We start from the raw sequence: 26769 nt of genomic DNA, 5'->3' as shown, positions 1-26769 counted from the left end.
CGGCTCCAGACTACGCCCTACGCGAAATTCACCACGACGCGCCGGTTGGTGCGGCTCTTTTTCTCGATCTTCGTAACGATCACCGCGCCGATCTCGCCGGTGTTGGCCACGTGCGTGCCACCACAGGGCTGGCGATCCACGCCCGGGATTTCGACGATGCGTATGCTGGCGGTGCCGGCCGGGGGCGCAGCGCCCACGGTGCGCACCAGGTCGGGTTCGGCCGCCAGTTGCTCGGGCGTGATGCAGTTGATGCTGACGCCGGTGCGGGCCTCGATCAAGGCGTTCAGGCGTTCGGTCAGGTCGGCCTTGTCCAGCGTGGACTCGGGCAGGTCGAAATCGACCCGCGCCGAGTCGGGTGAAATGCTGCAGCCGGTCACGGGCGCGGGCACCAGCGCGCCCAACAGGTGCAGGCAGGTATGCAGGCGCATGAGCCGGTGGCGCCGCGGCCAATCGATGGCCACCGAGACGCGGTCGCCTACTTGCGGCGTCATCCCGCCTTCCAGCACATGCAGGATGCGCTGGCGGTCGTCGGCATACACGGTGTCGGTCAGCGCCAACGCGCGGCCGTCGGCCAGCGTCAGCGTGCCGCTGTCGCCCGCCTGGCCGCCGCTGCGCGCGTAGCAGACGGTCTCGTCCAGTTCGACGCCTTCGGGGCTGACCGCGATCACGGTGGCGTCGCATCGGTCCAGGTAAGGGTCTTCGTCGAATCGCTTGCGGGTGGCATGCATGTACAGGTCTCCGGATGTTTTTTGATGGGGCGGATTCAGGCCAGGATCTTCAGGCCGCCGGCCGTTTCTATCTGCGCGCTCAGGCGGGGCGGCCCGTCGGCCTGTTCCACCTGGATCAGGTGGTCGGCGCCCAGCCAGGCCAAGCCCTGGCGCAGCAGTCCAGCCTGGGGATGGCTGCCGGACAATTGCTTGAGGACCAGGTCCTGGGGCGGCAGGCTGACGCCGGGATAATTCTCGACGTCCCATTGGATCAACGTGGGCAGCAGGCCGTCGCCGGCCGCGTGGCCGGCTTCGCGCCACGCGGGCAGGCTGCCGTCGTCGGGCACCGTCAGCCGCCAGCGCAACTGCCCGCGTTCCATAGGGATGGCGGGAGGGATGCGCGCGGGATGTTCGGCCTGCATGAGGGTCAGGTCCAGCGGCGCCTCCACCCGAGCCGCCCAATGTGCCAGGTAGGGCCCCTGGGCGATGCGGGCGCGGACTGCGTCCTGATCCAGTCCGAACCAGCGCGGCCGCGCTGGCGCCGGGGCCCGCGGATCGATGGCGATGACTTCGAGGTAGATGCCGCCCGCCATGCCCAGCACCCGGTTGTGGGTGCCCATGCGGGGATGCGCGCCGCCGCCCGAGGGGGCGATGCCTAGCAGTCCGGCGACGTATTCGGCGCCGCTGTCCAGGTCGGCGGCGGCGATGACGAGGTGATCGATGACGAGTTTCATGGTGCGGCTATGGTAGCGAATCCGCGCGGATCCGTACCCGTACACCGTGGCGGCGCCCTGCGGTACAGTGCTCGCGCCCGGCCTTGCGCGCCGGCGCATCGGCCTGACTGACCCCGGCAGCGGACATCGACCCTATGGTTTTCCATCTTTTCGCATTGCTGTTCGCAGTCAGCCTGCTGACCTCCCTGGCGGCCAGCGCGGTGTATTGGCTGCGTTTTGGCCTGAAGGCCAGCGCAACCCGGTTTTGGCTTTTCGTCACGGCATGCGCACTGTTTTCATACCTGATCGGCCTGGCGCTTGTCAGTCATGACCCGTACTTCGATGACAACGGGGTGCAGGAATTCATTCCGTGGCGTTTCCGCTGGGCCTGGGCCTGGATTTTTGCAGGCTTGCTGCAGTTCATTGTCATCCCCTGCGCGTTCGGCTTGCGGGCGGGATTGCGATTCCTGATCCAGCGGAAGCCGCCAGGCGCCGCGCAATAAAAAACCCGCCGCAATGTGAACTGACCCCCGAAAGTTGGACGTAGATCCAACCTTCGGGGGTTTTTACATGACGAAGTACGACGAGCGCTTTAAGCTGCGCGCGGTCAAGAAATGTTTATCAGGGCAACACAGTATTGAGTTGATTGCTGCTGAACTGCAGGTCGACTACTCGATGCTGCGGCGTTGGGTGTCGGGTTTTCAGATCCATGGGCGCGCGGCCTTGGCCAAGAAGTCCGGTCACTATGACGCGCAGTTCAAGCTGAGGGTGTTGAAGCACGCCGAGCGGGAGGGGCTGTCAGACCGAGAGGTGGTCGCGCTCTACGATATTCGGTCAGCGGGTTCGATAGGCCAATGGCGCGCTCAGTATCATAAGCATGGTATTGGGGCGTTGGAGCCCCAGCCGAGAGGACAACGCGCCATGCCACATAAGTATCCCCCCGAGCCAGTGCCCAAAGACATGACCGAGGAGGAGCTACGCGAAGAGGTCGCGAACCTGCGAGCGGAGCTGGACTACCTAAAAAAGCTCGATGCCTTGATCGAAGCGGAAAAGACCCAAGCGCTCGTTGCAAAGCGCAAGTGGTCCAAGAATTGAGGCATAAGCATCCGCTGGAACGGTTGCTGCGCGCAGCCAAACTGTCGCGCAGCACGTTCTACTATCACCTGAAGGCGCAGGGCGCTGCCGATCAGTACGCTGATTTGAAGGCACGCATCAGTGCGGTCTATGCACGCCACAAGGGCCGCTACGGCTATCGCCGGATCACGGCCGCGTTACGCCAGGCGGGGGAATTAGTGAATCACAAAACGGTACAGAAGCTGATGCAGAGGCTGGGCCTGAAGTCGTTGGTGCGAGTCAAAAAGTACCGCTCTTACCGAGGCCAGTCGCATCACGTGGCGGCCAACGTGCTGGCGCGCGACTTCGTTGCTGAGCGGCCGAACCAAAAGTGGGTTACCGATGTGACCGAGTTCAAGGTACGAGGCGAAAAGCTGTATCTGTCGCCGGTCATGGACCTGTATAACGGTGAGATCGTGGCCTATGAGACCAGCCAACGGCCAGTGTTCAAGCTTATTGGCACCATGGTGAAGAAAGCGCTGGCGCGGCTCAAGCCCACCGACAGCCCCATCCTGCACTCAGACCAGGGCTGGCAGTATCAACATCCCCAATACCGCCGCATGCTGGCAGATCGGTCGCTTACCCAAAGCATGTCGCGCAGGGGAAATTGTCTGGACAACGCCGCCATGGAGAGCTTCTTTGGCACGTTGAAGTCCGAATTCTTCCACCTGAATCGCTTCGAAAACGTCGCGCAGTTACAGGCGGGCATCCGCCAGTACATCCGTTATTACAATCACGAACGCATCAAACTCAAGCTAAAAGGCCTGAGTCCGGTGCAGTACCGAGCTCAGGCCTTCGGGCTTTAGCTTCTGATCATCCAACTTCTGGGGGTCAGTTCAATGCGGCGGGTTTCTCTTCAAGCGGAAATAATCAGGCGGCTTCGCCTTCCTCGCCTTCCTTCTTGACCGGCTTGACCAAGTCTTCGCGCTTGACGCCCAGCCACATGGCCAGGGCCGCGGCCACGAACACCGACGAGTAGATGCCGAACCAGATGCCGATGGTCAGGGCCATGGCGAAGTAGTGCAGGGTGGGGCCGCCGAAGAACAGCATGGCCAGCACCATCATCTGCGTCGAACCGTGGGTGATGATGGTCCGCGAGATGGTCTGCGTGATGGCGCTGTTGATGACTTCGTGCACGTCCGCCTTGCGGTACTTGCGGAAGTTCTCGCGGATCCGGTCCATGATGACCACGGATTCGTTCACGGAGTAGCCCAGCACCGCCAGCACGCCCGCCAGCACCGACAGCGAGAATTCCCACTGGAAGAAGGCGAAGAAGCCCAGGATGATCACCACGTCGTGCAGGTTGGCGATCACGCCGGCGACGGCGAACTTCCATTCGAAGCGGAAGCCCAGGTACACCATGATGCCGATGACCACGACGAGCAGGGCCATCAGCCCGTTGTGCAGCAGTTCCTGGCCCACCTGCGGGCCGACGAACTCGACGCGGCGCAGTTCGACGCCGGAGTCGGCGGTCTTCAGCGCGGCCATGACGGTTTCGCTCTGGGTGGCCGAGGTCTGGCCTTCCTGCAAGGGCAGGCGGATCATGACGTCGTGCGAGGTGCCGAAGTTCTGCACCTGGAAGTCGGTGTAGCCCAGCTTGGAGACCACGCCGCGCACGTTTTCAAGCTGCGCCGTCTGGGCGTAGTTGACTTCCATGACCGTGCCGCCGGTGAACTCGATCGACAGGTGGAAGCCGCGGGTGACGATGAAGAAGACAGCCGCCAGGAAAGTGACGAAGCTGATGATGTTCAGCACCAACGCGTGGCGCATGAACGGGATGGTGCGGTGAATACGGAAAAATTCCATTTTTCGCCTTAGGCTTTATCTGTGGCGGGCGGCCGGGCCGCCCGCGCTCATGTTCAGTTGGTCTTCGGTTTCCAGACTTCACCGATGGAGATCGACGTGAGCTTCTTCTTGCGGCCATACCAGAGGTTGGCCAGCGCGCGTACGCCCACCACCGACGAGAACATCGAGGTCAGGATGCCCAGGACGTGCACCACGGCGAAGCCGCGGATCGGGCCCGAACCGAAGGCCAGCAGCGCCAGGCCCACGATCAGCGTGGTGAGGTTCGAGTCGAGAATGGTGCCCCAGGCGCGTTCGAAGCCGTGATGGATGGCCTGCTGCGGACTGGCGCCCGCGCGCAGTTCCTCGCGTATCCGCTCGTTGATCAGCACGTTCGAGTCGATGGCCATGCCCAGCGTCAGCGCGATTGCCGCGATGCCCGGCAGGGTCAGCGTGGCCTGCAGCATGGACAGCAGCGCCAGCAGCAGCAGCACGTTCATGGTCAGGCCGATGGTCGAGAACACGCCAAACAGGTGGTAGTACAGGATGATGAAGACGGCGATGGCCAGGAAGCCGTACAGCGTCGAGTAGAAGCCCTTGGCGATGTTGTCCGCGCCCAGGCTCGGGCCGATGGTGCGTTCCTCGATGATGGACATGGGCGCAGCCAAGGCGCCGGCGCGCAACAGCAGCGCGGTGTCGGCGGCTTCCTCGGAGCTCATGCTGCCCGAGATCTGCACCTGGCCGCCGGCGATTTCGCCGCGGATGACCGGGGCCGTGACCACTTCGCCCTTGCCGTTTTCAAACAGCAGGATGGCCATGCGCTTGCCGATGTTGTCGCGGGTGACGTCGCGGAAGATGCGGGCGCCCTTGGAATCCAGCGTCAGGTGGACGGCGGCCTGCTGGGTCTGCGAGTCGCGGCCGGGCTGGGCGTCCTGCAGGTTTTCGCCGGTCAGGATGACCTGGCGGCGCACCAGGATGGGACGGCCGTCGCGGTCGTTGTAGCGTTCGAGACCGAACGGCACGCTGCCGCCCAGCAGCGCGGCTTGCGCGGCGGGGGTGTCGTCGACCATGCGGATTTCCAGCGTGGCGGTGCGGCCCAGCAGTTCCTTGGCCTTGGCCACGTCCTGCACGCCGGGCAGCTGGACCACGATGCGGTCGGCGCCCTGTTGCTGGATGACAGGTTCGGCCACGCCCAGTTCGTTGATGCGGTTGTGCAGCGTGTTGATGTTCTGCTTGAGCGCGGAATCCTGCACGCGGGTGACGGCGGCCGGGTTCAGGGCGGCCATCAGCAGCGGCTTGCCGTTCTCTTCGCGTTCAGTGAATTCCAGGTCGGGCAGGCGGCTGCGCAGGGTGGAAATGGCGCGGTCGCGGTCGTCCGCGTTGGCGAAGGTGGCGGCAATGGCCAGACCCGAGCGTTCGACGCCGGCCACGTTGACCTTCTGGTCGCGCAGCACCGAACGCACGTCGGCGGCCAGGGAGTCATAGCGGGCGGTCAGGGCGCCCTGCATGTCCACTTGCAGCAGGAAGTGCACGCCGCCGCGCAGGTCCAGGCCCAGGTACATGGGCTTGGGCGCGAACCAGCCCAGGGCGCGCATCCAGGCGGGCGAGGCGGGCAGCAGGTTCAGCGCGACCGTGTAGTGGGGGTCGCCGGCGACGGTGTTGAGGGATCTGTCGATGAGGTCGCGCGCCTGCAACTGCAGGTCGGTCGACGTAAAGCGGGCGCGCACGGTGCCGAGCGTGCCGTTTTGTTCGTAGTAGACCCCTTCATTGGGGATCTTGGCGTCGGTCAGGATCTGATCGACCCGGTTCAGCATGGCTGGATCGACCTTGATCGTGGCCTTGGCGCTGGAAACCTGGACGGCCGGGGACTCGCCGTAGAAGTTGGGAAGCGTGTACAGCAGGCCGATGATGACCGCGACCAGGACCGTAATGTACTTCCAGAGGGGATAGCGGTTCATTGCCGGCTACTTCATGTAAAAGTGATGAAAGGGCCGCCCGGGCGGCGAGCGCGGCGGGCGGCGGCAGGGCCATCAAGCACAAGAGCCCGATGGGGGCTCCTGTGGGACGCTTACAGGGCCTTGATGGTTCCCTTGGGCAGCACGGTCGAGACCGAGGACTTCTGCATGATCACTTCGACGGGCTTGTCGGCCAGTTCGGAGACTTCGACGGTAACGTAGCTGTCGTTGACCTTGGTGACCTTGCCGAGCATGCCGCCGGCGGTAACCACTTCGTCGCCCTTGGCCAGGGCGGCGATCAGATTGCGGTGTTCCTTCTGGCGCTTCATCTGGGGACGGATCATCAGGAAATAGAGGATCACGAACATCAGGATGATGGGCAGCATGCCCATCAGCGCGTTGCCCTCGGGGGCGGCCTGGGCCACGACGAGGCTGGCGGTATCGATAACGGACATTGAATTCTCCTGCGTTTAGTCTGTTTGGGTGTTTATGTCTGTGTTTTTATGCGCCCATCCCCGCGCGAGCCATGGATAGGGCAAGCCGACTATTGTAGCGAGGTTATGCGCGAGCCCTAACTTGGGGCTGTTCGGGAAAAGACAAGAGGTGGCGGGAGGAGGCCCGCCCCTGAGCCGCTGGCCCAGCTTCCCTAAATGATAGCGCGGGAGCGCAGATCGGCCAGCCGCAAGTCGTCCAGGCCCAGTTCGTCGCGCAGGACCTCCAGGCTGTGCTGCCCCAACATGGGAGCCGGACCATAGCGCACAGGAGTGGCCGAGAAGTCCAGCGGGCTGCGCAGCATGGGGGCATTGCCCCCGCGGGGGTGCGGCAGCGACAGGGCGAGATGCCGGTGACATGTCTGGGGGTCTTCGAAAACCTGGGACAGGTCATTGATCGGTCCCGAGGGCACGCCGGCCCGGTCGAAGATCGGGAACAGGTCGGCGCGCCGCCGCCTGGCAAGCAGGGGTGCCAGCAGATCGCGCAGTTCGATTCTGTGAGCGACCCGCAAGGCATTCGTGGAAAAGCGCGGATCGTCCACCAGCCCTGGCTGGTCCAGGATCTCGCAAAGGGCGTGGAACTGGGTGTTGTTGCCGGCGGCCAATATCATGCGGCCGTCGGTGCAGGCGAACACTTCGGAAGGGGCCGCGATGGGGTTGGTGTTGCCTTGCCTGCTTGGCAACTGCCCCGACATGAGGTAGCCCACCGCCAGGTGCCCGTTGAGGGCCACTGAAGCGTCCAGCATGGAAGCGTCCACGAACTGGCCCATGCCGGATTGCCGCTGGTGCAGCACGGCGCCCAGGATGGCGATGGCCGCGTACAGGCCGGTGACGACGTCCGTGATGGGAATTGCTGTGCGCATGGGCTCGCCGCCGGGCGCGCCCTCGGCGTGTCCGCAAGTGCTCATTACACCGGCCAGTCCTTGCAGGATAAAGTCGTAGGCTGGCCGCCGCGCGTAGGGGCCGTCCTGTCCGAAGCCGGTCAATGAGCAGTAGACCAGGGCGGGCTTGGCCGCGGCCAACGCGGCCTGGTCCAGTCCGTACTTGGCCAGGGTTCCGACCTTGTAGTTTTCCATGACGACGTCGCAGCGCAGCGCCAGATCGCGTACCAGTTCCGCACCTTCAGGCGTGGAAATATCCACCGTCACGGAATGCTTGCCGCGGTTGTAGGCCAGGTACAGCGCGGAGTCGTTGCTGTCGCCGCCGTGGCCGTCAGGCAGGAAGGGGCCCATGCGACGGGTATCGTCGCCTTCGCCGGGACGTTCTATCTTGTAGACGGTGGCGCCCATGTCGGCCAGGATCTGGGTGCATAGCGGTCCGGCGATCACGCGTGTCAGGTCCAGGACTTTGACGCCTTCCAGGATACGGGGGCTCATGGCTTACTCCAGGCGGATGCCGGCTTTGGCGATGACGTCGGCCCAGCGGCCGGCTTCGTCGGCGATGAAGCTGTCGAATGCCGCGGGCTTGCCGCCGACCGGATCGATGCCATAGCCGATCAGTTGGGCGCGCACATCGGGTTGGTCAAGCACGCGCTGGACCGCCGCGGAAATCTGCTCGGCGCGCTCGTCCGGCACCTTGGCGGGAGCCAGCATGCCGATCCAGCTGCCCACGACGAAATCGGGTACCCCGGCCTCCGCCATGGTGGGGACGTCGGGCGCACCGGGCCACCGGCTGGCGCTGGTCATGGCCAGCGCGCGCAACTTGCCCGCCTTGACCTGCGGCATCATGGTTTGCACCGAATCGAAGATGGCGGCCACCTGCCCGGAGTAAAGGTCGGGTAGCGCGGGTCCCACGCCTTTGTAAGGCACATGGGTGATGCGCAGGCTGTTGACCTGGGCGAACTCTTCCGCCGCCAGATGCGCGCCCGAGCCTGCGCCGCTGGAGGCGAACGTGGCGCTGTCGGGATTCGCCCGCGCCCAGGCCAGGAATTCCTCCAGATTGCGGGGCGGCAGGCGGGCGCTCGATACCAGCAGCAAAGGAATGCGGCCGAACAGGCTGATCCCGCGCAAGTCGCGCAGCGGATCGTAGGTCATGTTCTTATAGAGGCTGGGGTTGATGGCATGCGCCATGACGACGACCAGGAAGGTATAGCCGTCGGGCGCGGACCGGGCGACGGCGGCCGAGCCGATCTGACCGTTGGCACCGCCCAGGTTTTCGACGACTATCGGTTGGCCGATTTCGTCGCTCAGCTTGCGGGTCACGAGCCGCGCGACCGCATCCGATACGCCGCCCGCGGTATACGGCACCACCACGCGCAGCGGCTTTTCCGGGTATGCGGCGCCCGCGCTGCCCGCGCCAGCAAGAAGGCCGGCCATGGCTAGGGCGGCGATACTTTTACTGATGATCCGGCTCATGCTGTATGTCTCCTCTGTTTTTTATGGGACTGCGTGATTCGCGGCCGGGTCAGGGCCTGTTTGCGGCGCTATGACGGGGCGATCCAGCCATGTTCAATCCAACTCCGGGGAATTTGCATGGGATGGTCTAGCAGCATCTGGGCATAGGACTTTCCCAAGGGATCCGAACGCAGGCTGGACATTCCGCCGCCGCCCAGGGCCTCGTTCAGCACGAAGTTCATGGCGTGCAAACCAGGCACGTCGAAGCGCTCGACCGGGCCATGTGCCAGGTGCGCGAAGTACACGCGCACCTGCTCTGCGCCCAGTTGCCTGCGGATCAGGGGAAGGAACTCGGGGCGGCGCGCGATGACGCCGATGTTCTCCGTATCACCCTTGTCGCCGCTGCGCGCCCAGGCCAGCGCCTGCAGCGCGACAGTCGCCAACGGGCCTTCATCCGGCGTTGCGGCTGGCTCGTCCCGCTCCGTCTCCGGTTCGGCTTGCGCCGCGGCAAGGTGGGCGGGCTGCGCGTCGCCGGCCGCAGGCGGTACGGGGATGACGCGGTCTTCCAGCAGCACGTGCTCTTGCAGCAGAGTTTTCGGCAACAGGAAGGAGTGGACGCGTACCACTGGCTGGATATCGGAGCGTCCCTGGAAGGACGAGCGGGTGCCCGGCCCCATGGAGGTTCCGGCGGAAGCGCATTCGCGTTGCAGAAAGCCCAGGCCCGCGGCCGATTCATGCCGGACCACGATGCGCAGGACAATCTCCCGGGTGGGGAGATGCCGGGCATGCGGGCCGTAGAGTGCTTCGCAGCCCAGCATTTCCACGCAGGTTTCCCGATAGTCCGCGAGACCGTGTTCACGCAGCATCCGCCGGCTGCGGTCCAGCAGCGCCGCGGCGGTCTTGTCAGCCTTTGCGCGGGCTGCGGGGCCGCGGATGGCCAGCATGGTCGCCAGTTGGTAGCCGTCGCGCCAGGTTGCATTGGCCTTGTAAGTGCTTGTGGGGGGACGTCCACGAGCGCCGCCGACCGAGACGCGGTCCGCGTCAAGCTGCGTCACGTGGACGTGCCGGAAGTCGCAGGTGACGTCGGGCATCAGGTAGCTGGCGGGATCGCCGATTTCGTACAGGACCTGTTCGGCGACGCACCCTGCAGCGATCAGGCCGCCGGTGCCGGCGGGTTTGGAAAGGACGAAGCTGCCGTCCGCGGCGCAATCGATGACGGGATAGCCCATGTTGTCCCACCCTGGCACCGATTGCCAATCGGTGTACAGACCGCCGGTGGCCTGCGCGCCGCATTCGATGACGTGGCCGGCGAGCGTGCCGGCGGCGAGCTTGTCCCACTCGTCCCAGGCCCAGCCATGTTCGTGGGCCAGTACGCCCAGCACCATGGCGCTGTCGACGCAGCGGCCGGTAACGATGATCTGGGCGCCCTGCGCCAGCGCCAGCGCGATGCCCCGGGCGCCTGTGTAGGCATTGGCGGAGTACGGTGCTTCGGGCAGGCCGTCTACGCCCGATTCGCGCAGCCCGGGCAGCAGAGGCAGGATGTCGTCGCCGCTGACGACGGCGATGCGAGGCGCCAGCCCTTGGCGCGCCGCGGCCTGCGCCAGGGCATCGCGGCATGCCAGGGGGTTCAGGCCTCCCGCGTTGGCCACCACGCGTATGCCGCGCTCCAGGATACGGCTCAATTGCGGCGCCATCGCCGCCTGGACGAAGTCGGTGGCGTATCCCAGCGCCGGATCCTTGTCGCGAGCACGGGCCAGGATGGACATGGTGGTTTCGGCCAGGTAGTCATACACCAGGTACTGCATGCCGGGGACGTCCAGAAGTTGCGGCGTGGCGGTGGCGGAATCGCCCCAGAATCCACTGGCGCCGCCGATGCGCACGGCGCTCATGGCGTGGCCTGCAAGGCGGGTTCCTGGACGATGCGCAGCAAGGGCTGATCCTTGGCGGCTTGGCTGCCCGCCTGAGCCGCCAGATCGGTGATACGGCCGGCGACCGGGGCGTACAAGGTGTGCTCCATTTTCATTGCCTCCATGATGATCAGCGGATCACCCTCGCTGACGTGGTCGTCTGCCGCCACCGAGAGATGCAGGATGCGGCCCGTGAACGGCGCCGTGAGCGTGCCGCTGGCAAGCGCGCCAGCGCGGGACCGGTGCGCAGGCGGCATTTGGAACTCCCAGGCCTGTCCCCGGTGGAACAAGCCCATTGCGTCCGGTCCCGGCGCTATCCAGATACTTTCGCGGACGCCGTCCACCTCGGCTTCCAGGCGGCTGCGGTCCAGGCCTTGCCAACGGGCGCCGCGCAGTTCGAGCCGAGCGGGTCCGGCGCCGCTTCCGGCGGGCGTGATCTCGATCCACCAGCCGCCGGCTCTGCCCGTCACCGAGACGTCCCAACGACCTGCATCCAGCGTCAAGGCGACGCGCCAAGGACGCGATGCCGGAAGCGGCGGCGCGAGTTCGGGACCGGCGGAGTCCATCATGCAGGCGTGGGCGGCAAAGGCAGCCCACGCCACGGCCGCCGCATCGGGAATGGGGCGCGCGGCCAGGCTGGCGCCGAAGCGTTCTTCGACAAACCCGGTATGAACGCCCGAGGCGGCGGCGAAGACCGGATCGTGCAGGCAGTCGGCCAGGAACGATTGATTGGTGGGCACGCCCAACGCGACGCATTGTTCCAGCGCCCGCAGCAGTTTGCGGCAGGCTTCCTCGCGATTGCGGCCGTGGGCGACCAGCTTGGCGATCATCGAATCGTAGTAGGGCGGGATGGCGCCACCCTCGGTCAGGCCGTGGTCGATCCGCAGGCCCGGCATTTCCAGGGGAGGACGCCAGCGCCGCATGACACCGGTTTGCGGCAGGAAGCCGGCGGGCACGTCCTCGGCGGTAAGGCGCAGTTCCATGGCGTGGCCGTCGATGCGCACCGCTTCCTGGGCGATGTCCAGCATTTCGCCCGCGGCGACGCGCAATTGCCATTCGACCAGATCCAGGCCCGTGACGGCTTCGGTCACTGCATGCTCGACCTGCAGCCGGGTGTTCATTTCCATGAAGTAGTAGCTGCCGTCGGGAGCGAGCAGGAATTCCATCGTCCCGGCGCCCTGGTAGCCAAGCGCGCGGGCGCTGCGCACGGCGGCTTGTCCCATCGATGCGCGCAGCGCGTCGTCCACGGCCGGGGACGGGGCTTCTTCGATGATCTTCTGGTGGCGGCGTTGCACCGAACAATCGCGTTCGCCCAGGTGGATGACGTGGCCGTGGCTGTCGGCCAGCACCTGGATTTCGACATGGCGCGGCCGCTCGATGGCCTTTTCCAGGATCAGCTCGTCGGAGCCGAACGCGGCTGCGGCTTCGGAGCGGGCGGAGGCGAGCGCCGCCGGCAGCGCGGCCGGGTCCCGCACCAGCCGCATGCCGCGGCCTCCGCCGCCTGCCGCCGCTTTCACCATGACGGGAAATCCGATGTCGCCGGCGGCGCGGACGAAGGCGTCGATGCTCTGGTCGGCGCCCTGATAGCCGGGTATGCAGGGCACATCGGCGCGGCTCATTGCGGCCTTTGCCCGAGCCTTGTTGCCCATGGCGCCGATAGCCGCAGCCGGCGGGCCGACGAAGACCAGCCCGGCTTGCTCCACGGCCGCCGCGAACGCTTCGTTCTCCGCCAGGAAGCCGTAGCCGGGATGGACTGCGTCGGCGCCGGTGGCGCGCGCCGCTGCCAGCACCGCCTCGATATTCAGATAGGAATCGGCGGGTGCCGGTCCGCCGATCCGCGCGGCCAGGTCGGCTTCGCGGACATGTAGGCTGTCGGTGTCGGCGTCCGAGTAGACCGCCACGCTGCGGTAGCCGAGCTTGCGCGCGCTGCGCATGATGCGGCGTGCAATCTCGCCGCGGTTGGCGATCAGCAGGGTGTGGAAGGGTCGGACAAGCTTGGAGTGGATCATGTGATTCTCACTATGGGACCAGCAGGCTGGTGCAGGCCTGGCGCACGTCTTCGGCGGCAATGGTTTCGGCCCAGCGCGGAGGCTGGCGCTTGCGGAAAGCCTCGATGCCTTCGGCGCCTTCGTCGCGCAGGCAGCGGGCGAACAGCGCGGCCGCGCGATCGAGTGCGCCATTGGCGGCGGCAGGGGGTGCGGAGCATTCGGCCAGCAGGGGCTTGATCAGCGCGTTGGCGCGCGGCGCGCAGGCGCATATGTCGCTAAGCCAGCGCGCCAGCAATATGTCGAGCGATGCGCTGTCGTCAGCCAGTTCGTCCGCCATTCCCAGGCGCAGGGCTGCCTCTCCATGAATCCGCTCGCCGCTGATCCCCAGCCGGCGCGCGACGCGCAACCCCAGCCGCGCCACGACAAAGGGGGCGATCTGCGCCGGAATCAGGCCCAGCCGCGTTTCGCTCAGCGCGAAGCGCGCGTCCCGAGTCGCCAGCACGATGTCCGCCGCGCAGGCCAGGCCCATGCCGCCGCCCATCGCCGCGCCTTCCACGGCGGCGATGACCGGCATGGGCAGCGCCGCCAGACGCTCCATGAAGCGGCCGAACTCGCGGTTGCGCGCCGCTACGGGGTCGGGCTGCGGCGCGGGTTCGCCAAGATGCGCGGAGAAGTTGCCGACGTTGCCGCCGGCACTGAAGAAGCCGCCGCTGCCACGCAGGATCACCGCCCGAGGCGGCGGCTCGCCGGGCGCGCCGGCAATGGCGCGGTCCATTTCGGCCACGACTTCGGCGCCCAGCGCGTTGCGCGTTTCGGGACGATTGAGCGTCACGAACAACAAGCCGCGCAGGCGCGTGACGATCAGATGCTGATAGACGTGTTCCATGGGGCCTCAGGCTTTCTTGGCCATCAGGCCCATGTGGCGGGCGATCACCATCAGCATGACCTCGTCGGCGCCTCCGCCGATGGAGCACAGCCGGTAGTCGCGATAGGCGCGGGACACCGGGTTGTCCCAGGTGTAGCCCATGCCGCCCTGGAATTGCATGCACCAATCGGTGATCTCGCGCGACAGGCGTCCTGCCTTCAGCTTGGCCATGGACGCAAGCTCGACGACGTCGCCGCCTTCGATATAGGTTTGGGTCGCAAGATAGATCAGCCCGCGCAGCGCCTCCAGTTCGGTCTTGAGTTCGGCCAGTTTGAACTGGATGTACTGGTTGTCCAGCAGCGGGCGGCCGAAGGCCTGGCGTTGCCGCAGGTAGTCCACGGTCTCCTGAATCCACATGATGGCGGCCAGCCGCCGCGCTGCGCCGTCCAGACGCTCTTCCTGGAACTGCTTCATCTGGTAGATGAAGCCCATGCCTTCCTCGCCGATGCGGTTGCGCACGGGCACGCGGACTTCGTCGAGGAAGATCTGCGCGGTGTCCGAACTCCACATGCCGAGCTTGCGGATCTTCTGCACCTCGACGCCGCGCACGCGTTTGCCGTTTTCCCGCAGCGGCACCACGATGAGCGACTTGTTCTTGTGCGGATTGCCCTCGGAGGTATTGCACAACAGGCAGATCCAGTCTGCCTGGGTGCCATTGGTGATCCACATCTTCGATCCGCTGATCACATAGTCGTCGCCGTCGCGCCGCGCGCGGGTCTTGAGAGATGCCACATCCGATCCCGCGCCCTGTTCGGATACGCCGATGGACGCGACCGCCTCGCCAGCTATCGCGGGCGCCAGGAACTCCTGGCGCAGCGCGTCGGAGCCGAACGCGGCCAGCGCGGGGGTGGCCATATTGGTCTGTACGCCGATGCCCATCGCGACTCCTTGCGCGCGGGCGTATCCCATGGCCTCGGAGGCCGCCATGGCGTATGAGAAGTCCAAGCCCAGGCCACCGTAGGCTTCGGGCTTCGTAATGCCCAGGTATCCCAGTGGCCCCATCTTCCTGAACAGTTCGCGCGCCGGGAAGATCTCGGCGGCTTCCCATTCGTCCACGTAAGGGTCGATCTCGGCGGCGATGAAGCGCCTGAGGCTGTCCATCAGTTCGCGGTGTTGCTGGGTGTAGAGCATGTCGTCTCCTTGGTTCTGGTTATTGGTTTCAGAAGCGCGGCACGCCGAATTGCATCGGCTGCGGCGATCGCGCCTGGCCTTCGGCGATGGTGGCAAGCACGAACGCGAGCACCGCGCGGGTGTCCCGCGGATCGATCACGCCGTCGTCGAGCAAGTGTCCGCTGGTGTAGAAGGCGCGGGCCTGCCGGTCGAAATTCGCGATGACTTCGGCCTTCTGTGCGGCCAGGGCCGCCTCGTCAACGGGACGTCCGCCGCGTTCGGCTTGCTGGCGGGCGATGATCTCCAGCGTGCCGGCCGCTTGCTCGCCGCCCATGACCGCGGTGCGGGCATTGGGCCACGAGAAGCAGAAGCGGGGGCGGAATGCGCGTCCGCACATGCCGTAGTTGCCCGCGCCGAAAGAGGCGCCGCAATGGATGGTGATCTGCGGCACGCGGGAGTTGGACAGAGCCTGGATCATCTTCGAGCCATGCTTGATCATGCCGGCCTCTTCCGAGGCGCGGCCCACGATGAAGCCGGTGGTGTTCTGCAAGAACAGCAGCGGCGTGCCGGATTGATTGCAGAGATGGATGAATTGCGTTGCTTTGGTCGCGCCTGCAGGATCGATGGGACCGTTGTTGCTGACGACTCCCACCGCGTGGCCGTCGATGCGGGCATGTCCGCAGATTGTCTGCGCGCCATAGTCCGGCTTGAAGTCGAGCCAAAGAGAATCGTCCACCACGCGAGCAATGATTTCCCGCATATCGATGGGCCGGCGGTGCTCCAGCACCATGACGCCAGCCAATTCGTCCGGATCCAGGCGTGGCGGAGTGGCGATGCCCGCGGCGGCCGCCCGCGGCCAGGGCAGGGTGTCCAACACCGCGCGGGCGATGGCGATGGCGTGGGCGTCGTCTTCCGCCACGTATTCGGCCAGGCCGCTGATGCGGGCGTGCATGTCGGCGCCGCCCAGTTCTTCGGCGCTGGCCACTTCGCCCGTCGCCGCTTTGAGTAACGGGGGGCCGGCGAGGAACGCCTTGGCCTGTCTGCGCACCATGATTACGTAGTCGGACAGGCCCGGCATGTAGGCGCCGCCCGCGGTCGATGAGCCATGCACCACGGTGATGACCGGCAGGCCGGCGGCCGACAGGCGCGCCAGGTTGTAGAACATGCCGCCGCCGCGGATGAATTTGTCGACTCGGTACTTGCGCAGGTTGGCGCCGGCGGACTCCACCAGATGCACGAAGGGCAGGCGGTTCTCGAGCGCGATCTCCTGGCAGCGCATGAGCTTCATATTGCCGGCTTCCGTGAGCGCGCCGGCCTCGATGCCGGAGTCCGTGGCGATGACCATGCAGCGCACGCCGCTGACGTAGCCGATCCCGGCGATCTGCGACCCTCCCGGTACGCAGGCGTCCAGGTCGGCGCCATCCATGCCGTATCCCGCCAGCGTCGCCAGCGGCAGGAAAGGCCGGCCAGGGTCAAGCAGGCGGTCGACACGTTCACGCGGCAACAAGGCGCCGCGCCGAGCGAAGGCCGGTGCGGCGCGCTCGGACGCGTCGCGGGCGCGTTGTTCAAGCGCCCGCATTTCTGCGATGAGGGCCAGCATGCCGGCGCGTTGTTCGGTGAAGGCGGGGGATCCGGCGGGAAGGCGGGATTGGTAGGGAATCATGTCTCGTCGCGGTTATGTTTTTCGTGGCTGCAGGCCGTTGTGGAGACATTCCAGGCCAGCTGCGCAGACGCGGCAACGACTATCTGTCCGTGTGTGCACAATGTGCACAATCCGCCTCGCTGACAATCTCGCTATGATCGACCCATCTGGACTAGACCCCTGGAATGCCGACCATGCCGCGCGCAACTGCCACACGATCCTGTTCCCCCGTTTCGGCGTCGCGGCCCGTGCGCGGAGCACAGAGCATCGGCCGGGCGTTGGACCTGCTGCGGCTACTGAGCGTCGAACAGGCGGGCGGCATGGCGCTGCGCGACCTGGTGGCGCATTCGGGGCTCGACCGGACGACCGCATATCGCATGTTGTCGGTGCTCGTATCCGCTGGCTATGCAAGGCGCGACGCGGTCAGCGGCGCCTATTGCCTGGGATTGGAGTCGATGGGGATGGGCCTGGTGGCGTTGGCGCAGGCGCCGCTGACGCAGATCTGTGTTCCCGTCATGAAGGCGCTGGCGCGCCGTTCGGATGAGCACACTTTCCTGGTGGTCCGTAGTGGCGACTACAGCCACTGCCTGCATCTGGAGGAAGGTTCGCGCCCCATCCGGTCCTACGCCGATTACGTGGGAGGAGCGCGTCTGCTGGGGTTGGGTATTCCCAGCTTTGCGTTGCTGGCGCAATGGGACGACGACAGGATCGGAGCGCATTTCGAACGCCACCGGCGGCAATACCTGGCGAAAGACCTGTCGCTGTCGAAATTGCTGCGCTGGGTTCGGCAGGCGCGCACGCAAGGCTATACCCAGGTGAGCGGCCAAGGCGTGGGGGGAGTGGGCGTGGCATTCGCCGTCGGCGCCAGCGGCACCGCGGCGCTAGGGATAGTTGCGCCGGCGAACCGCATGCCGCGCAGTCGCGGCGCGGAATTGGCGCAGGCCATCGACGAGGAGCTTCGCCGCTTCCAGATCGGCCCCCGCCGCTAGCCCGCGCCGCGCTCTACTCGATGCCGCGCTCCCGGTCTGCCGCGAACTGCGCGCGCCAGGCGTCGAAGCGGCCCTCGGCGATGGCTTCGCGCATTTCCTTCATGATGGTCAGATAGAAATGCAGGTTGTGCAGGGTGTTCAGGCGCGCGCCGGTGATTTCGTTGGCGCGCTGCAGGTGGTGCAGGTAGGCCCTCGAGAAGTTCGCGCAGGTATGGCAGCCGCAGCTGGGATCCAGCGGGCGGGTGTCGTCGCGGTATTTGGCATTGCGGATCTTGACGTCGCCGAAACGCGTGAACAGCCAGCCGTTGCGGGCGTTGCGGGTGGGCATGACGCAGTCGAACATGTCCACGCCGCGGCTCACGCCCTCGACCAGGTCTTCCGGCGTGCCCACGCCCATCAGGTAGCGCGGCGCCTGGGCCGGCAGCTTGGGCGTGACGTGCGCCAGGATGCGCATCATGTCTTCCTTGGGCTCGCCGACCGACAAGCCGCCGATGGCGTAGCCGTGGAAGCCGATCTCTTGCAGCCCGGCCAGGGATTCATCGCGCAGGGCTTCGTACATGCCGCCCTGGACGATGCCGAACAGGGCGTTGGGGTTCTGCAGGCGGTCGAATTCCTCGCGCGAGCGGCGCGCCCAGCGCAGCGACATGCGCATGGAGCGGGCGGCTTCTTCGACGGTGGCGGGCCGGCCGTCGATTTCATAGGGCGTGCATTCGTCGAACACCATGACGATGTCGGAATTCAGCGAGCGCTGGATGCGCATGGATTCTTCCGGCGTCAGGAACAGCCGCGCGCCGTCGATCGGCGAGGCGAACTTCACGCCTTCCTCGGTGATCTTGCGCATGCCTTGCAGGCTGAACACCTGGAAGCCGCCGGAATCCGTCAGGATGGGCTTGTCCCACTGCATGAAGCCATGCAGGCCGCCGTGCTTTTCCATGATTTCCGTGCCCGGGCGCAGCCACAGGTGGAAGGTGTTGCCCAGCACGATCTGCGAGCCGATTTCCTTCAGTTCGTGCGGCATCATGGCCTTGACGCTGCCATAGGTGCCGACTGGCATGAAGATGGGCGTCTCGACCACGCCGTGGTTCAGCGTGATGCGGCCGCGGCGGGCGCCGCCGTCGGTGGCGAGCAGTTCGAAATTCAGTCCGGTCATGGGGCGGGGGACTCGATAAACATGGCGTCGCCATAGCTGAAGAAGCGGTAGCGCTCGGCGACGGCGTGGGCGTAGGCGCGGCGTATCGGTTCTACGCCGGCCAGCGCCGACACCAGCATCAGCAGGGTCGACTGGGGCAGGTGGAAGTTGGTGACCAGGGCGTCGATGACGCGGTAGCGGTAACCGGGGGTGATGAAGAGACGGGTGTCGCCCTGGGCGGCGGCCAGCGGCAGGCCGGGGGCGGTGCGCCCTTCGGTCTGGGCGGCCGCGGATTCCAGGGCGCGCACGCTGGTGGTGCCGACGGCGATGACCCGGCCGCCGCGGCTGCGGGCGGCGGCGATCGCGTCGACCGTGGCTTGCGGCACGGTGAACCATTCGGCGTGCATGACGTGGTCGGCCAGATTGTCCACGCGCACCGGCTGGAAGGTGCCCGCGCCCACGTGCAGCGTGACGAAGGCGCGCTCGACGCCCATCGCGGCCAGGCGGTCCAGCGTGGGCTGGTCGAAATGCAGGCCGGCAGTGGGGGCCGCCACGGCGCCGGGCTCGCGGGCATAGACCGTTTGGTAGCGCTCGTCGTCGCCGGTATCGGCTTCGTGCGTGATGTAGGGCGGCAGCGGCGTCGCGCCGTGGGCATCCAGCAAGTCCAGCACGGGGCCGGGGAAGCGGATGTCGAAGAGTTCGCCTTCGCGGCCCAGCACGGTGGCGTCGAAGGCGTCGGCCAGGCGCAGCACCATGCCCGGGCCGGGCGACTTGCTGGCGCGCACGTGGGCCAGGACCCGGTCGGGCTCGGTGATACGCTCGACCAGCACCTCGATCTTGCCGCCGGTGATCTTGTGGCCGTTCAGCCGCGCCTTGATGACGCGGGTGTCATTGAAGATCAGCAGGTCTTGCGGACGCAGCAGCGCGGCCAGGTCGGCGAACTGCCGGTCATGCAGCTGGCCAGCGCCGTCCAGGTGCAGCAGGCGGCTGCCAGTGCGTTCGGCGGCGGGCGCCTGGGCGATGAGCTCGGGCGGCAGTTCGTAGTTGAAATCGGCAACGGTGAGGGACTGGGTCACGCGGCTATCCGTCCGGCAAGGGCGGCAAAAAGAGGGGCGAAAACGAGCCGGGCAGGCCCGGGGCAACCCTGTATTGTAAAGCGGCCGCAAAATCGAGGCGCCCGGCCGGGGGACGGAAGGCCGCCACGCCCGCGGTTCAGCGCGATGGGCTCCATCCCAGCCGGCGCGAACAATCCGCCGCGGCCGCGCTCAGCGCCCGCACGGGTTCGCCGTCCGGCGACAGGTCGAAGCTGCCGTGCAGCCCCAGGCTGGTGAAGGCGCCGGCCAGATGGCCTTGCGCGTCCAGCACCGGCACCGCGGCCGAGGCGATGCCATGCAGCAAGTGACCGCTGACGCTGGCGTAGCCGCGCTGGCGCGTCGCCTGCCATTGCCGGCGCAGCGCGGCGGCGGGATCGGCGGGCGGTTCGGTTGCGTCCAGCACCCGGGCGGCATCGGGGTCATGGGCGCGCAGCGCATCCCACTCGGCCAGCGCCCGCGGCAGGGCCAGGGATTCGGGCAGCCAGGCGGCGAAGACCCGGCCGGTGGCGCTGTTGAGCAGCGGCAGCACCGAGCCCACCCGCACGTTGACGGTCACCGGCAGCCGCGCGTCGCGCCATTGCACGATGGTGGGGCCGTGCTGGCCCCAGACGGAAATGAATACGGTCTGGCCGATGGCGGCGCTCAGGCCGTCCAGGCTGCCAGCGGCCAGCTTCACGAAATCCACCTCGGCCAGCGCCGCCAGCCCGGTGTGCAGGGCCTGCGGGCCTAGCCGATAGCGGGCGCTGGCCGCGTCCTGCTCTACATAACCGCGCCGCTCCAGCGACACCAGGTAGCGGTGCACCTTGGCACGCGGCATGTCCAGGCTGCGGCCCAGTTCGGACACGGACAGGGCGCCGCCCAATTCGGCCAGCCGGGTCAGCACGTCCAGGGCGATTTCGGCTGATTGGATCCCCGTGCTGCTATCTGTTGACATGAATTTGTCTCTTATTAGAATACGTGTATCACTAAAAAATACAGCGCCAGCCAGTCACTGGCAACGTGGAGACCAGCAATGACGCAGCCGCACCGCGCCGCGAGCCTCTGCGGACAAACCCGCAGCGGGCCCCCGAGGTACCCGCCCGCCGGGTTCCCCGCCGTATAACCAGAGTTCCACGCCGTAGCGGATCGGCGCCAAGCATAAGACATCCGCGTATCCAAGGAGACTCCGCATGACCCCTAGTCGTACCCTCATGGCCGCCACGCTGGCCGCCCTGCTGGCCGCGGGCGCCGCGCCCGCGCTGGCCCAGGTGAAAATCGGCGCCACCCTGTCCACCACCGGTCCCCAGGCTTCGCTGGGCATCCCCGAACGCAACACCATCAGCCTGCTGCCCACCGAGATCGGCGGCGTCAAGGTCGAGTACGTGGTGCTGGACGACGCGTCCGACACCACCCGTGCGGTCAGCAATTCCCATAAGCTGATCTCGGAGAACAAGGTTGATCTGATCGTCGGCTCTTCCACCACGCCCAACACCATGGCCATGCTGGACACCGTGGCCAGCGGAACCACGCCCGTGATCACGCTGGCCTCGTCGGCGCGGCTGATCGAGCCGGTGGACGACAAGCGCCGCTGGGTGTTCAAGACCCCGCACTCCGATTCGCTGATGGCAGAAGGCATTGCGCGGCACGCCGCGGCCAACGGCGTGAAGAAGCTGGCCTTCATCGGCTTCAACAACGCGTTGGGCGAGACCTTCTGGGTGGAAATCGAGAAGGCGGCCAAAAAGCACGGTATCGAGGTGGTGGGCAAGGAAGCCTTTGCGCCCACGGATACTTCCGCCGTGGCCCAGACGCTGAAGGTGATCGGCGCGGCGCCTGACGCCGTGGTGGTCGGCGCCTCGGGCACGCCTGCCGCCATGCCGGCCCGGGCGCTGCGCGAGCGCGGCTACAAGGGCAAGATCTATTTCAACCACGGCGTGGCCAACAACGACTTCCTGCGGGTCTGTGGCGATGCCTGTGAGGGCGCCTGGGTGCCGGTGGGGCCGGTGATGGTGGCCGACCTGCTGCCGGATACCAACCCCGTCAAGTCCACCGCCCAGGCCTTCGCCAAGAAGTACGAGGCGGCCAACGGCGCGGGCACGGTGTCCCTGTTCGCCGCCTATACCTGGGACGTCGGCCTGCTGCTGCAGCAGGCCGTCCCGGTGGCGCTGAAGACCGCCAAGCCCGGCACGCCCGAGTTCCGGGCGGCGCTGCGCGATGCGCTGGAAAACGTCAAGAACCTGCCCACCGCGACCGGCGTGGTCAATATGAGTCCCACCGACCACAACGGGCTGGATGAGCGGGCGCTGGTGATGGCGACCGTCGCTTCCGGCAAGTGGCGGCTGCAGAAGTAGGGAGCATTTCGCTCCTTCGGGCGTGGCGGGAGGAAGGCCCACCACGCCGCAATCCTTCCAGGTTTTGTATGCTCTCGGTTTTGCAGGACGAGCAACCGGGTGGGCGTGGCATGACGGGACGAGCGAATATGCGTATGGGCGGGCTGAAGCGATGGCTGGCCGGCGGGCTGCTGGCCGCGGTGGCGGGGGTGGCCGGGGCGCAGGTTCCCGGCTTGCCGCCCAACGTGGTGAACGCCTGGAAGGCCAGCAAGCTGCCTGACAGCTCCCTGTCCCTGGTGGTGCAGGAGGTGGGCGGGCCGCGGCTGGTGGCGTTGAACGCCAAGGAGTCGCGCAATCCCGCCTCGGTGATGAAGCTGGTCACGACCTGGGCCGCGCTGTCCGAACTGGGGCCCAACTACGTCTGGCGCACCGAGTTCATGACGGCGCCCGGCGCGCGGCCCGACGCCAAGGGCGTGCTGAGCGGCCCGCTGTACCTGCGGGCAGGGGGCGATCCGCAATTCCTGTTGCAGGACCTGTGGGTGCTGCTGCGCGAATTGCGCCTGCGCGGCGTCAAGCAGATCAATGACCTGGTCATCGACCGCAGCATCTTCGGCCAGGTCGCGACCGACCCCGGCGCCTTCGACGGCGCTCCGGACCGGGCCTATAACGCCAGCCCGGACGCCTTGATGGTGGGCTTTGGCGCGCTGCGGCTGCTGTTCACGCCGGACCCCGCCGCCAACAAATGGGTGCCGCTGATCGATCCGCCGCTGCCGGGCCTGAAGATCGAGGGCCGCGTCGAATGGAGCGACGCCCGTTGCCCGGGCGCGCCGGTGGTGACCACCGAACCGTTGATCACCCAGCAGGGCGTGACCATCCGCGTGAACGGCAAGGTGGCCGGCTCCTGCGGCGAATTCAGCCTGTACCGCCTGGCGCTGTCGCAGCCCGACTACGCCACCGAGGTGTTCCGCATGCTCTGGAAGGAGCTGGGAGGCACCTTCAAGGGCCAGGTCCGTTCCGGCATGGTGCCGCCCGACGCGGTGGTGCTGGCCTCGCATGATTCGCCCACGCTGGCCGAGGCGATCCGCCAGATCAACAAGCGCAGCAACAACGTCATGGCGCGCACCTTGCTGCTGACCCTGGGCGCCGAGCGCGGCCGGCGGCCTGCCACCGTCTCCAGCAGCGAAACCGTGGCCAAGGAACTGCTGGCCAGGCAGGGCCTGGACATGCCCGAACTGGTCATCGACAACGGCGCCGGCCTGTCGCGCGATGCGCGGGTGTCGGCCGACAGCCTGGCGTCGATGCTGACCGTGGCCTGGAACTCGCCCGTCATGCCGGAGTACATCTCCTCTTTCGCGATCGCCGGCGTGGACGGCACGGTGCGCCGCCGCCTGAAGGGCGATGGCACGGCGGGCATGGCCCACCTGAAGACCGGCTCGCTGCGCGACGTGCGCTCCATCGCGGGCTATGTGCTGGGCGCCAGCGGCAAGCGCTACGTGGTGGTCAGCATCGTCAACCACGAACAGGCGGGCGCCGTGCGCGCCTTCGACGACGCCCTGATCGCCTGGCTTACCGAACAATAAGCATGCCTGCGCCGCGCCGTCATGGTTCCGCCTGAGGCGAAAACCCTGTCTATCAATATTCTGGAGAGTTACGCACATGCCCGTGCACGAAATCCGCCATCCGCTGATCCGCCACAAGCTCGGGATCATGCGCCGCGCCGACCTCAGCACCAAGAGCTTCCGTGAGCTGTCGCAGGAAGTGGGCGCGCTGCTCACTTACGAAGCGTCCAAGGACCTGCCGCTGGCGCCCGCCACCGTCGAGGGCTGGTGTGGTTCGGTGCAGGTCGAGAAGATCGCCGGCAAGAAGGTCACCGTGGTGCCCATCCTGCGCGCCGGCATTGGCATGCTGGACGGCGTGCTCAGCCTGATTCCGGGCGCCAAGGTCAGCGTGGTGGGCGTGGCCCGCAACGAAGAAACGCTGGAAGCGCATACCTACCTGGAACGCCTGGTGGGCGAACTGGACCAGCGCCTGGCCCTGATCGTCGATCCGATGTTGGCCACGGGCGGCTCCATGGTCGCCGCGATCGACCTGCTCAAGCGCGCCGGCTGCAAGGAAATCCGCGCCCTGGTGCTGGTCGCGGCGCCGGTCGGCATCGACGCGGTGCTGGCCAAGCACCCCGACGTGCACATCTACACCGCGTCCATCGACGACGGCCTGAACGAGCACGGCTACATCATGCCTGGCCTGGGCGATGCCGGCGACCGTATCTTCGGCACCACCCAAAAGACGGAATAGCGGTCGGGGCACGGCAATGAGCCAAAACGCCAGCCGGAAGCGGCTGGCGTTTTTCATTTGGCCTGGCGAGGTCGGCCTGTGCTCACTGCGTCAGGCCGCCATGCACTCGACCCGCCCCTCGATGTGCTGGCCGAACCACTGCAGTTGCGGCGCCAATCCCGCCACCTCTCCCACGATCAAGAGCGCGGGGGAGCGGATGGCGTGCTCGGCCGCCAGGACCGGCAGTTGCTCCAGCGTGCCGGACAGCACGCGCTGCTCGGGCCGGCTGCCGTTTTCGATCAGGGCGAAGGGCGTGTCTGGCGCGCGGCCATGGGCCAGCAGGCGGCCGGTCAGCAGATCCAGTTGCCCGACGCCCATGTAGAAAGCCAGGGTCTGTTTTTCACGGGCCAGCGCGGGCCAGTCCAGGTTGTCTTCGTCTTCGCGGCAGTGCGCGGTGATCAGGCGGACGGACTGGGCGTGTTCCCGATGCGTCAACGGGATGCCGGCGTAGGCCGCACAGGCCAGCGCGGCGGTGATGCCGGGCACTACTTCATAGCGCACGCCATGCGCGCGCAGGTACTCCAGCTCTTCTCCGCCCCGGCCGAAAATGAAGGCGTCGCCGCCCTTGAGCCGCACCACGCGACGGCCGGCGCGCGCATGTTCGACCATCAGCCTGTGGATGCGCGCCTGAGTGGCGTTGTGGTCCTCGCCGGGCAGCTTGCCGACCGATACGCGTTCGGCGTCGCGGCGCGCCAGCGACATGACCTCGCTGCTGACCAGGCGGTCGTGCAGGATGACGTCGGCTTCATTCAGCGCGCGCAGCGCTTTCAGCGTCAACAGGCCGGGGTCGCCGGGTCCAGCGCCCACCAGTACCACGCTGCCGGCGTCGGGCGCACGCGGCGCCGCCAATGCCGCCGCCAGCGCGGCCTCGGCCTGGGCCGGCTGTTGCTGGCGCAGGAAGCCGGCCACCGGGCCGTCCAGCAGCCAGTCGTAGAAGCGGCGGCGCGCGCCCAGGTCGGGATGGCTGGCGCGGATGCGCTTGCGGTAGCTGGCGGCCAGCCCGGCCAACTGGCCCAGAGTATGGTCGAACAGCGATTCGATGCGTTCCCGGATGCGACGCGCCAGCACCGGCGCCACGCCAGACGAGGAAATCGCGACGATCACGGGTGAGCGGTCGACGATGGACGGCACCTGGAAGGACGACAGCTCAGGATCGTCCACCACGTTGCTGAAGATGCGCCGGGCGACGGCGGCCTCGGACACGGCGGCGTTGGTGTCGCGGTCATCGGTGGCGGCGACCACCAACCAGACCTCGTCGAGCCAGGCGGGATTGAAACGGCCGGACAGATGGCGAATGCGGCCTTCAGCGGCCAGGGCGGCCAGGGCGGGCGTCAGTTCCGGCGCGCCCAGCAGCACGTCGGCCGAGGCTTCCAGCAGCGCGAGCGTCTTGCGTTCGGCGACGGCGCCGCCGCCTACCACCAGGACCAGCCTGTCTTTCAGATCGGCAAAAATCGGGAAAAGCTTCATGAATGCCCGCCTCGGGCGTACCCGGCATAGTGTCGTTGGATCATAGGAAGGGGGCTTCATCCCCACAACTTTTGATTTCTTTGTTCCATATAACCAAAGCTTATTAAGTGGATTTGCCCAGCCAGGCGCTCATCTCCACGACTTCCCGGGCGACCTCGCCCAGCCGTTTCTGGCTTTGCATGGCGCGTTGGCGCAGCAGGCCGTGGGCCTCGTCCTCGGAAATCGAACGCGCCTTCATCAGGATGCCCTTGGCCTTTTCCACCCATTGGCGGTCGGCCAGGCGCAATTGCGCTTCGCGCAGCTCCTCGCGCCGCGACTTCTCCATGGCGAAGCGTTCGATCGCCACCGTCAAGAGCGGCTCGATGCGGCCGGCTGGCACGTCGCCCACCACGTAGGCCGCGACGCCGGCGCGCAAGGCGCTGCGTATGGTTTCGCGATTGCCGTTGTCGGTGAACATCACGACCGGGCGATCGCTGTGTTCGCTGGCCACGCAAACGTTCTCCAGCGTGTCCCGGCCGGGCGCGTCGCTGTCGATCAGCACCACGTCGGGCGCCGCCTGCGCAATGGCGGCGGCCAGATCCATGTCCGGCGCCATTTCGGCCACGACGCGCACGCCTGCCGCGGCGAGCGTCTGCCGCAGCGACGCCGCGTGTCCTTCGCCATCGTTGAGCAGCATGACCTTGAGCATGTGATTCCCCTCTGATGCGTCCAGTCATGCAAGTTCCATGCCACCGCGTTTTGCGGCGCAGGCCGCTGGGGCGCGCACAGCGGCGGAGCGCGGACC

Annotated in this window: 23 protein-coding genes; 6 read left to right on the top strand and 17 right to left on the bottom strand. The window is 66.7% G+C overall.

The window, feature by feature from the left end; translation table 11 throughout:
- Positions 1-17 precede the first annotated feature (17 nt).
- Positions 18-728 carry an alanyl-tRNA editing protein gene (locus AXYL_RS25535; protein WP_013395768.1) on the bottom strand — a complete coding sequence of 237 codons (711 nt, stop codon included), beginning with the start codon at positions 726-728 and terminating at the stop codon, positions 18-20.
- 35 nt (positions 729-763) lie between these two features.
- Positions 764-1441 (bottom strand): VOC family protein, encoded by a 678-nt coding sequence (locus tag AXYL_RS25530; RefSeq protein ID WP_013395767.1) that lies wholly within the window; start codon positions 1439-1441, stop codon positions 764-766.
- Between the two features lie 155 nt (positions 1442-1596).
- Here AXYL_RS25530 and AXYL_RS25525 point away from each other — a divergent pair, with 155 nt between their 5' ends.
- Positions 1597-1923 (top strand): hypothetical protein, encoded by a 327-nt coding sequence (locus AXYL_RS25525; protein WP_148260633.1) that lies wholly within the window; start codon positions 1597-1599, stop codon positions 1921-1923.
- Between the two features lie 67 nt (positions 1924-1990).
- A protein-coding gene (locus tag AXYL_RS34475; RefSeq protein ID WP_413772863.1) for an IS3 family transposase occupies positions 1991-3339 on the top strand; the annotation gives its coding sequence in 2 pieces (ribosomal slippage) (positions 1991-2458 and positions 2461-3339; 1347 coding nt in all).
- A gap of 64 nt (positions 3340-3403) precedes the next feature.
- On the opposite strand, the gene secF is transcribed toward AXYL_RS34475, so the two are convergent.
- From secF to AXYL_RS25465, 10 genes are all read right to left on the bottom strand, one after another.
- Entirely contained in the window at positions 3404-4339 is a 936-nt protein-coding gene (gene secF, locus AXYL_RS25510; RefSeq protein WP_013395764.1) for a protein translocase subunit SecF, read from the bottom strand.
- A 53-nt stretch (positions 4340-4392) separates the two neighbouring features.
- Positions 4393-6273 carry a protein translocase subunit SecD gene (secD, locus tag AXYL_RS25505; RefSeq protein ID WP_013395763.1) on the bottom strand — a complete coding sequence of 627 codons (1881 nt, stop codon included), beginning with the start codon at positions 6271-6273 and terminating at the stop codon, positions 4393-4395.
- A 110-nt stretch (positions 6274-6383) separates the two neighbouring features.
- On the bottom strand, positions 6384-6725 hold the full coding sequence (gene yajC, locus AXYL_RS25500) for a preprotein translocase subunit YajC (RefSeq protein ID WP_013395762.1): 342 nt from the start codon (positions 6723-6725) through the stop codon (positions 6384-6386).
- 191 nt (positions 6726-6916) lie between these two features.
- A complete protein-coding gene (locus AXYL_RS25495; protein ID WP_013395761.1) occupies positions 6917-8137 on the bottom strand; it encodes a CaiB/BaiF CoA transferase family protein in 1221 nt (406 codons plus the stop codon).
- 3 nt (positions 8138-8140) lie between these two features.
- Complete coding sequence (locus tag AXYL_RS25490; protein ID WP_013395760.1) at positions 8141-9115, bottom strand: tripartite tricarboxylate transporter substrate binding protein; 975 nt, start codon at positions 9113-9115, stop codon at positions 8141-8143.
- A 68-nt stretch (positions 9116-9183) separates the two neighbouring features.
- On the bottom strand, positions 9184-10983 hold the full coding sequence (locus AXYL_RS25485; protein WP_013395759.1) for an acyclic terpene utilization AtuA family protein: 1800 nt from the start codon (positions 10981-10983) through the stop codon (positions 9184-9186).
- Positions 10980-13010, bottom strand: coding sequence for an acetyl/propionyl/methylcrotonyl-CoA carboxylase subunit alpha (locus AXYL_RS25480; protein WP_013395758.1), 2031 nt, complete (start codon positions 13008-13010; stop codon positions 10980-10982). The genes AXYL_RS25485 and AXYL_RS25480 overlap by 4 nt, the downstream gene beginning before the upstream one ends.
- A 10-nt stretch (positions 13011-13020) precedes the next feature.
- Positions 13021-13875: an enoyl-CoA hydratase/isomerase family protein gene (locus AXYL_RS25475; protein ID WP_013395757.1), complete on the bottom strand. Its 855-nt coding sequence runs from the start codon at positions 13873-13875 to the stop codon at positions 13021-13023.
- 6 nt (positions 13876-13881) lie between these two features.
- Positions 13882-15045, bottom strand: a complete 1164-nt coding sequence (locus AXYL_RS25470) for an acyl-CoA dehydrogenase family protein (RefSeq protein WP_013395756.1) — start codon at positions 15043-15045, stop codon at positions 13882-13884.
- A gap of 28 nt (positions 15046-15073) precedes the next feature.
- Positions 15074-16687 (bottom strand): acyl-CoA carboxylase subunit beta, encoded by a 1614-nt coding sequence (locus AXYL_RS25465; RefSeq protein WP_013395755.1) that lies wholly within the window; start codon positions 16685-16687, stop codon positions 15074-15076.
- Between the two features lie 227 nt (positions 16688-16914).
- Here AXYL_RS25465 and AXYL_RS25460 point away from each other — a divergent pair, with 227 nt between their 5' ends.
- A complete protein-coding gene (locus AXYL_RS25460; protein WP_041654261.1) occupies positions 16915-17655 on the top strand; it encodes an IclR family transcriptional regulator in 741 nt (246 codons plus the stop codon).
- Between the two features lie 13 nt (positions 17656-17668).
- On the opposite strand, the gene tgt is transcribed toward AXYL_RS25460, so the two are convergent.
- From tgt to AXYL_RS25445, 3 genes are all read right to left on the bottom strand, one after another.
- Positions 17669-18805, bottom strand: a complete 1137-nt coding sequence (gene tgt, locus AXYL_RS25455) for a tRNA guanosine(34) transglycosylase Tgt (RefSeq protein WP_013395753.1) — start codon at positions 18803-18805, stop codon at positions 17669-17671.
- Positions 18802-19860: a tRNA preQ1(34) S-adenosylmethionine ribosyltransferase-isomerase QueA gene (gene queA / locus AXYL_RS25450; RefSeq protein WP_013395752.1), complete on the bottom strand. Its 1059-nt coding sequence runs from the start codon at positions 19858-19860 to the stop codon at positions 18802-18804. The genes tgt and queA overlap by 4 nt, the downstream gene beginning before the upstream one ends.
- Before the next feature lie 136 nt (positions 19861-19996).
- Positions 19997-20812 carry an IclR family transcriptional regulator gene (locus AXYL_RS25445; RefSeq protein ID WP_013395751.1) on the bottom strand — a complete coding sequence of 272 codons (816 nt, stop codon included), beginning with the start codon at positions 20810-20812 and terminating at the stop codon, positions 19997-19999.
- A 235-nt stretch (positions 20813-21047) separates the two neighbouring features.
- Here AXYL_RS25445 and AXYL_RS25440 point away from each other — a divergent pair, with 235 nt between their 5' ends.
- The 3 genes from AXYL_RS25440 to upp all read left to right on the top strand — a co-directional run bounded on the left by AXYL_RS25440 (position 21048) and on the right by upp (position 24479).
- The gene (locus tag AXYL_RS25440) at positions 21048-22205 is read left to right on the top strand and encodes an ABC transporter substrate-binding protein (protein ID WP_041654259.1); all 1158 of its coding nucleotides are present in this window, start codon (positions 21048-21050) and stop codon (positions 22203-22205) included.
- Positions 22206-22315: 110 nt separating this feature from the next.
- Positions 22316-23764, top strand: coding sequence for a D-alanyl-D-alanine carboxypeptidase/D-alanyl-D-alanine-endopeptidase (gene dacB / locus AXYL_RS25435; RefSeq protein WP_041654257.1), 1449 nt, complete (start codon positions 22316-22318; stop codon positions 23762-23764).
- 76 nt (positions 23765-23840) lie between these two features.
- On the top strand, positions 23841-24479 hold the full coding sequence (gene upp, locus AXYL_RS25430; protein ID WP_013395748.1) for a uracil phosphoribosyltransferase: 639 nt from the start codon (positions 23841-23843) through the stop codon (positions 24477-24479).
- Positions 24480-24569: 90 nt separating this feature from the next.
- Here upp and cysG read toward each other — a convergent pair whose 3' ends face one another.
- Positions 24570-25985, bottom strand: coding sequence for a siroheme synthase CysG (gene cysG / locus AXYL_RS25425; protein ID WP_013395747.1), 1416 nt, complete (start codon positions 25983-25985; stop codon positions 24570-24572).
- A 103-nt stretch (positions 25986-26088) separates the two neighbouring features.
- Positions 26089-26673: an ANTAR domain-containing response regulator gene (locus AXYL_RS25420; RefSeq protein ID WP_013395746.1), complete on the bottom strand. Its 585-nt coding sequence runs from the start codon at positions 26671-26673 to the stop codon at positions 26089-26091.
- Positions 26674-26769: the final 96 nt, after the last annotated feature.

It is taken from the genome of Achromobacter xylosoxidans A8, from assembly GCF_000165835.1.
Lineage (GTDB): Bacteria > Pseudomonadota > Gammaproteobacteria > Burkholderiales > Burkholderiaceae_B > Achromobacter > Achromobacter xylosoxidans_B.
This window is presented reverse-complemented; position numbering and strand designations above follow the sequence as displayed.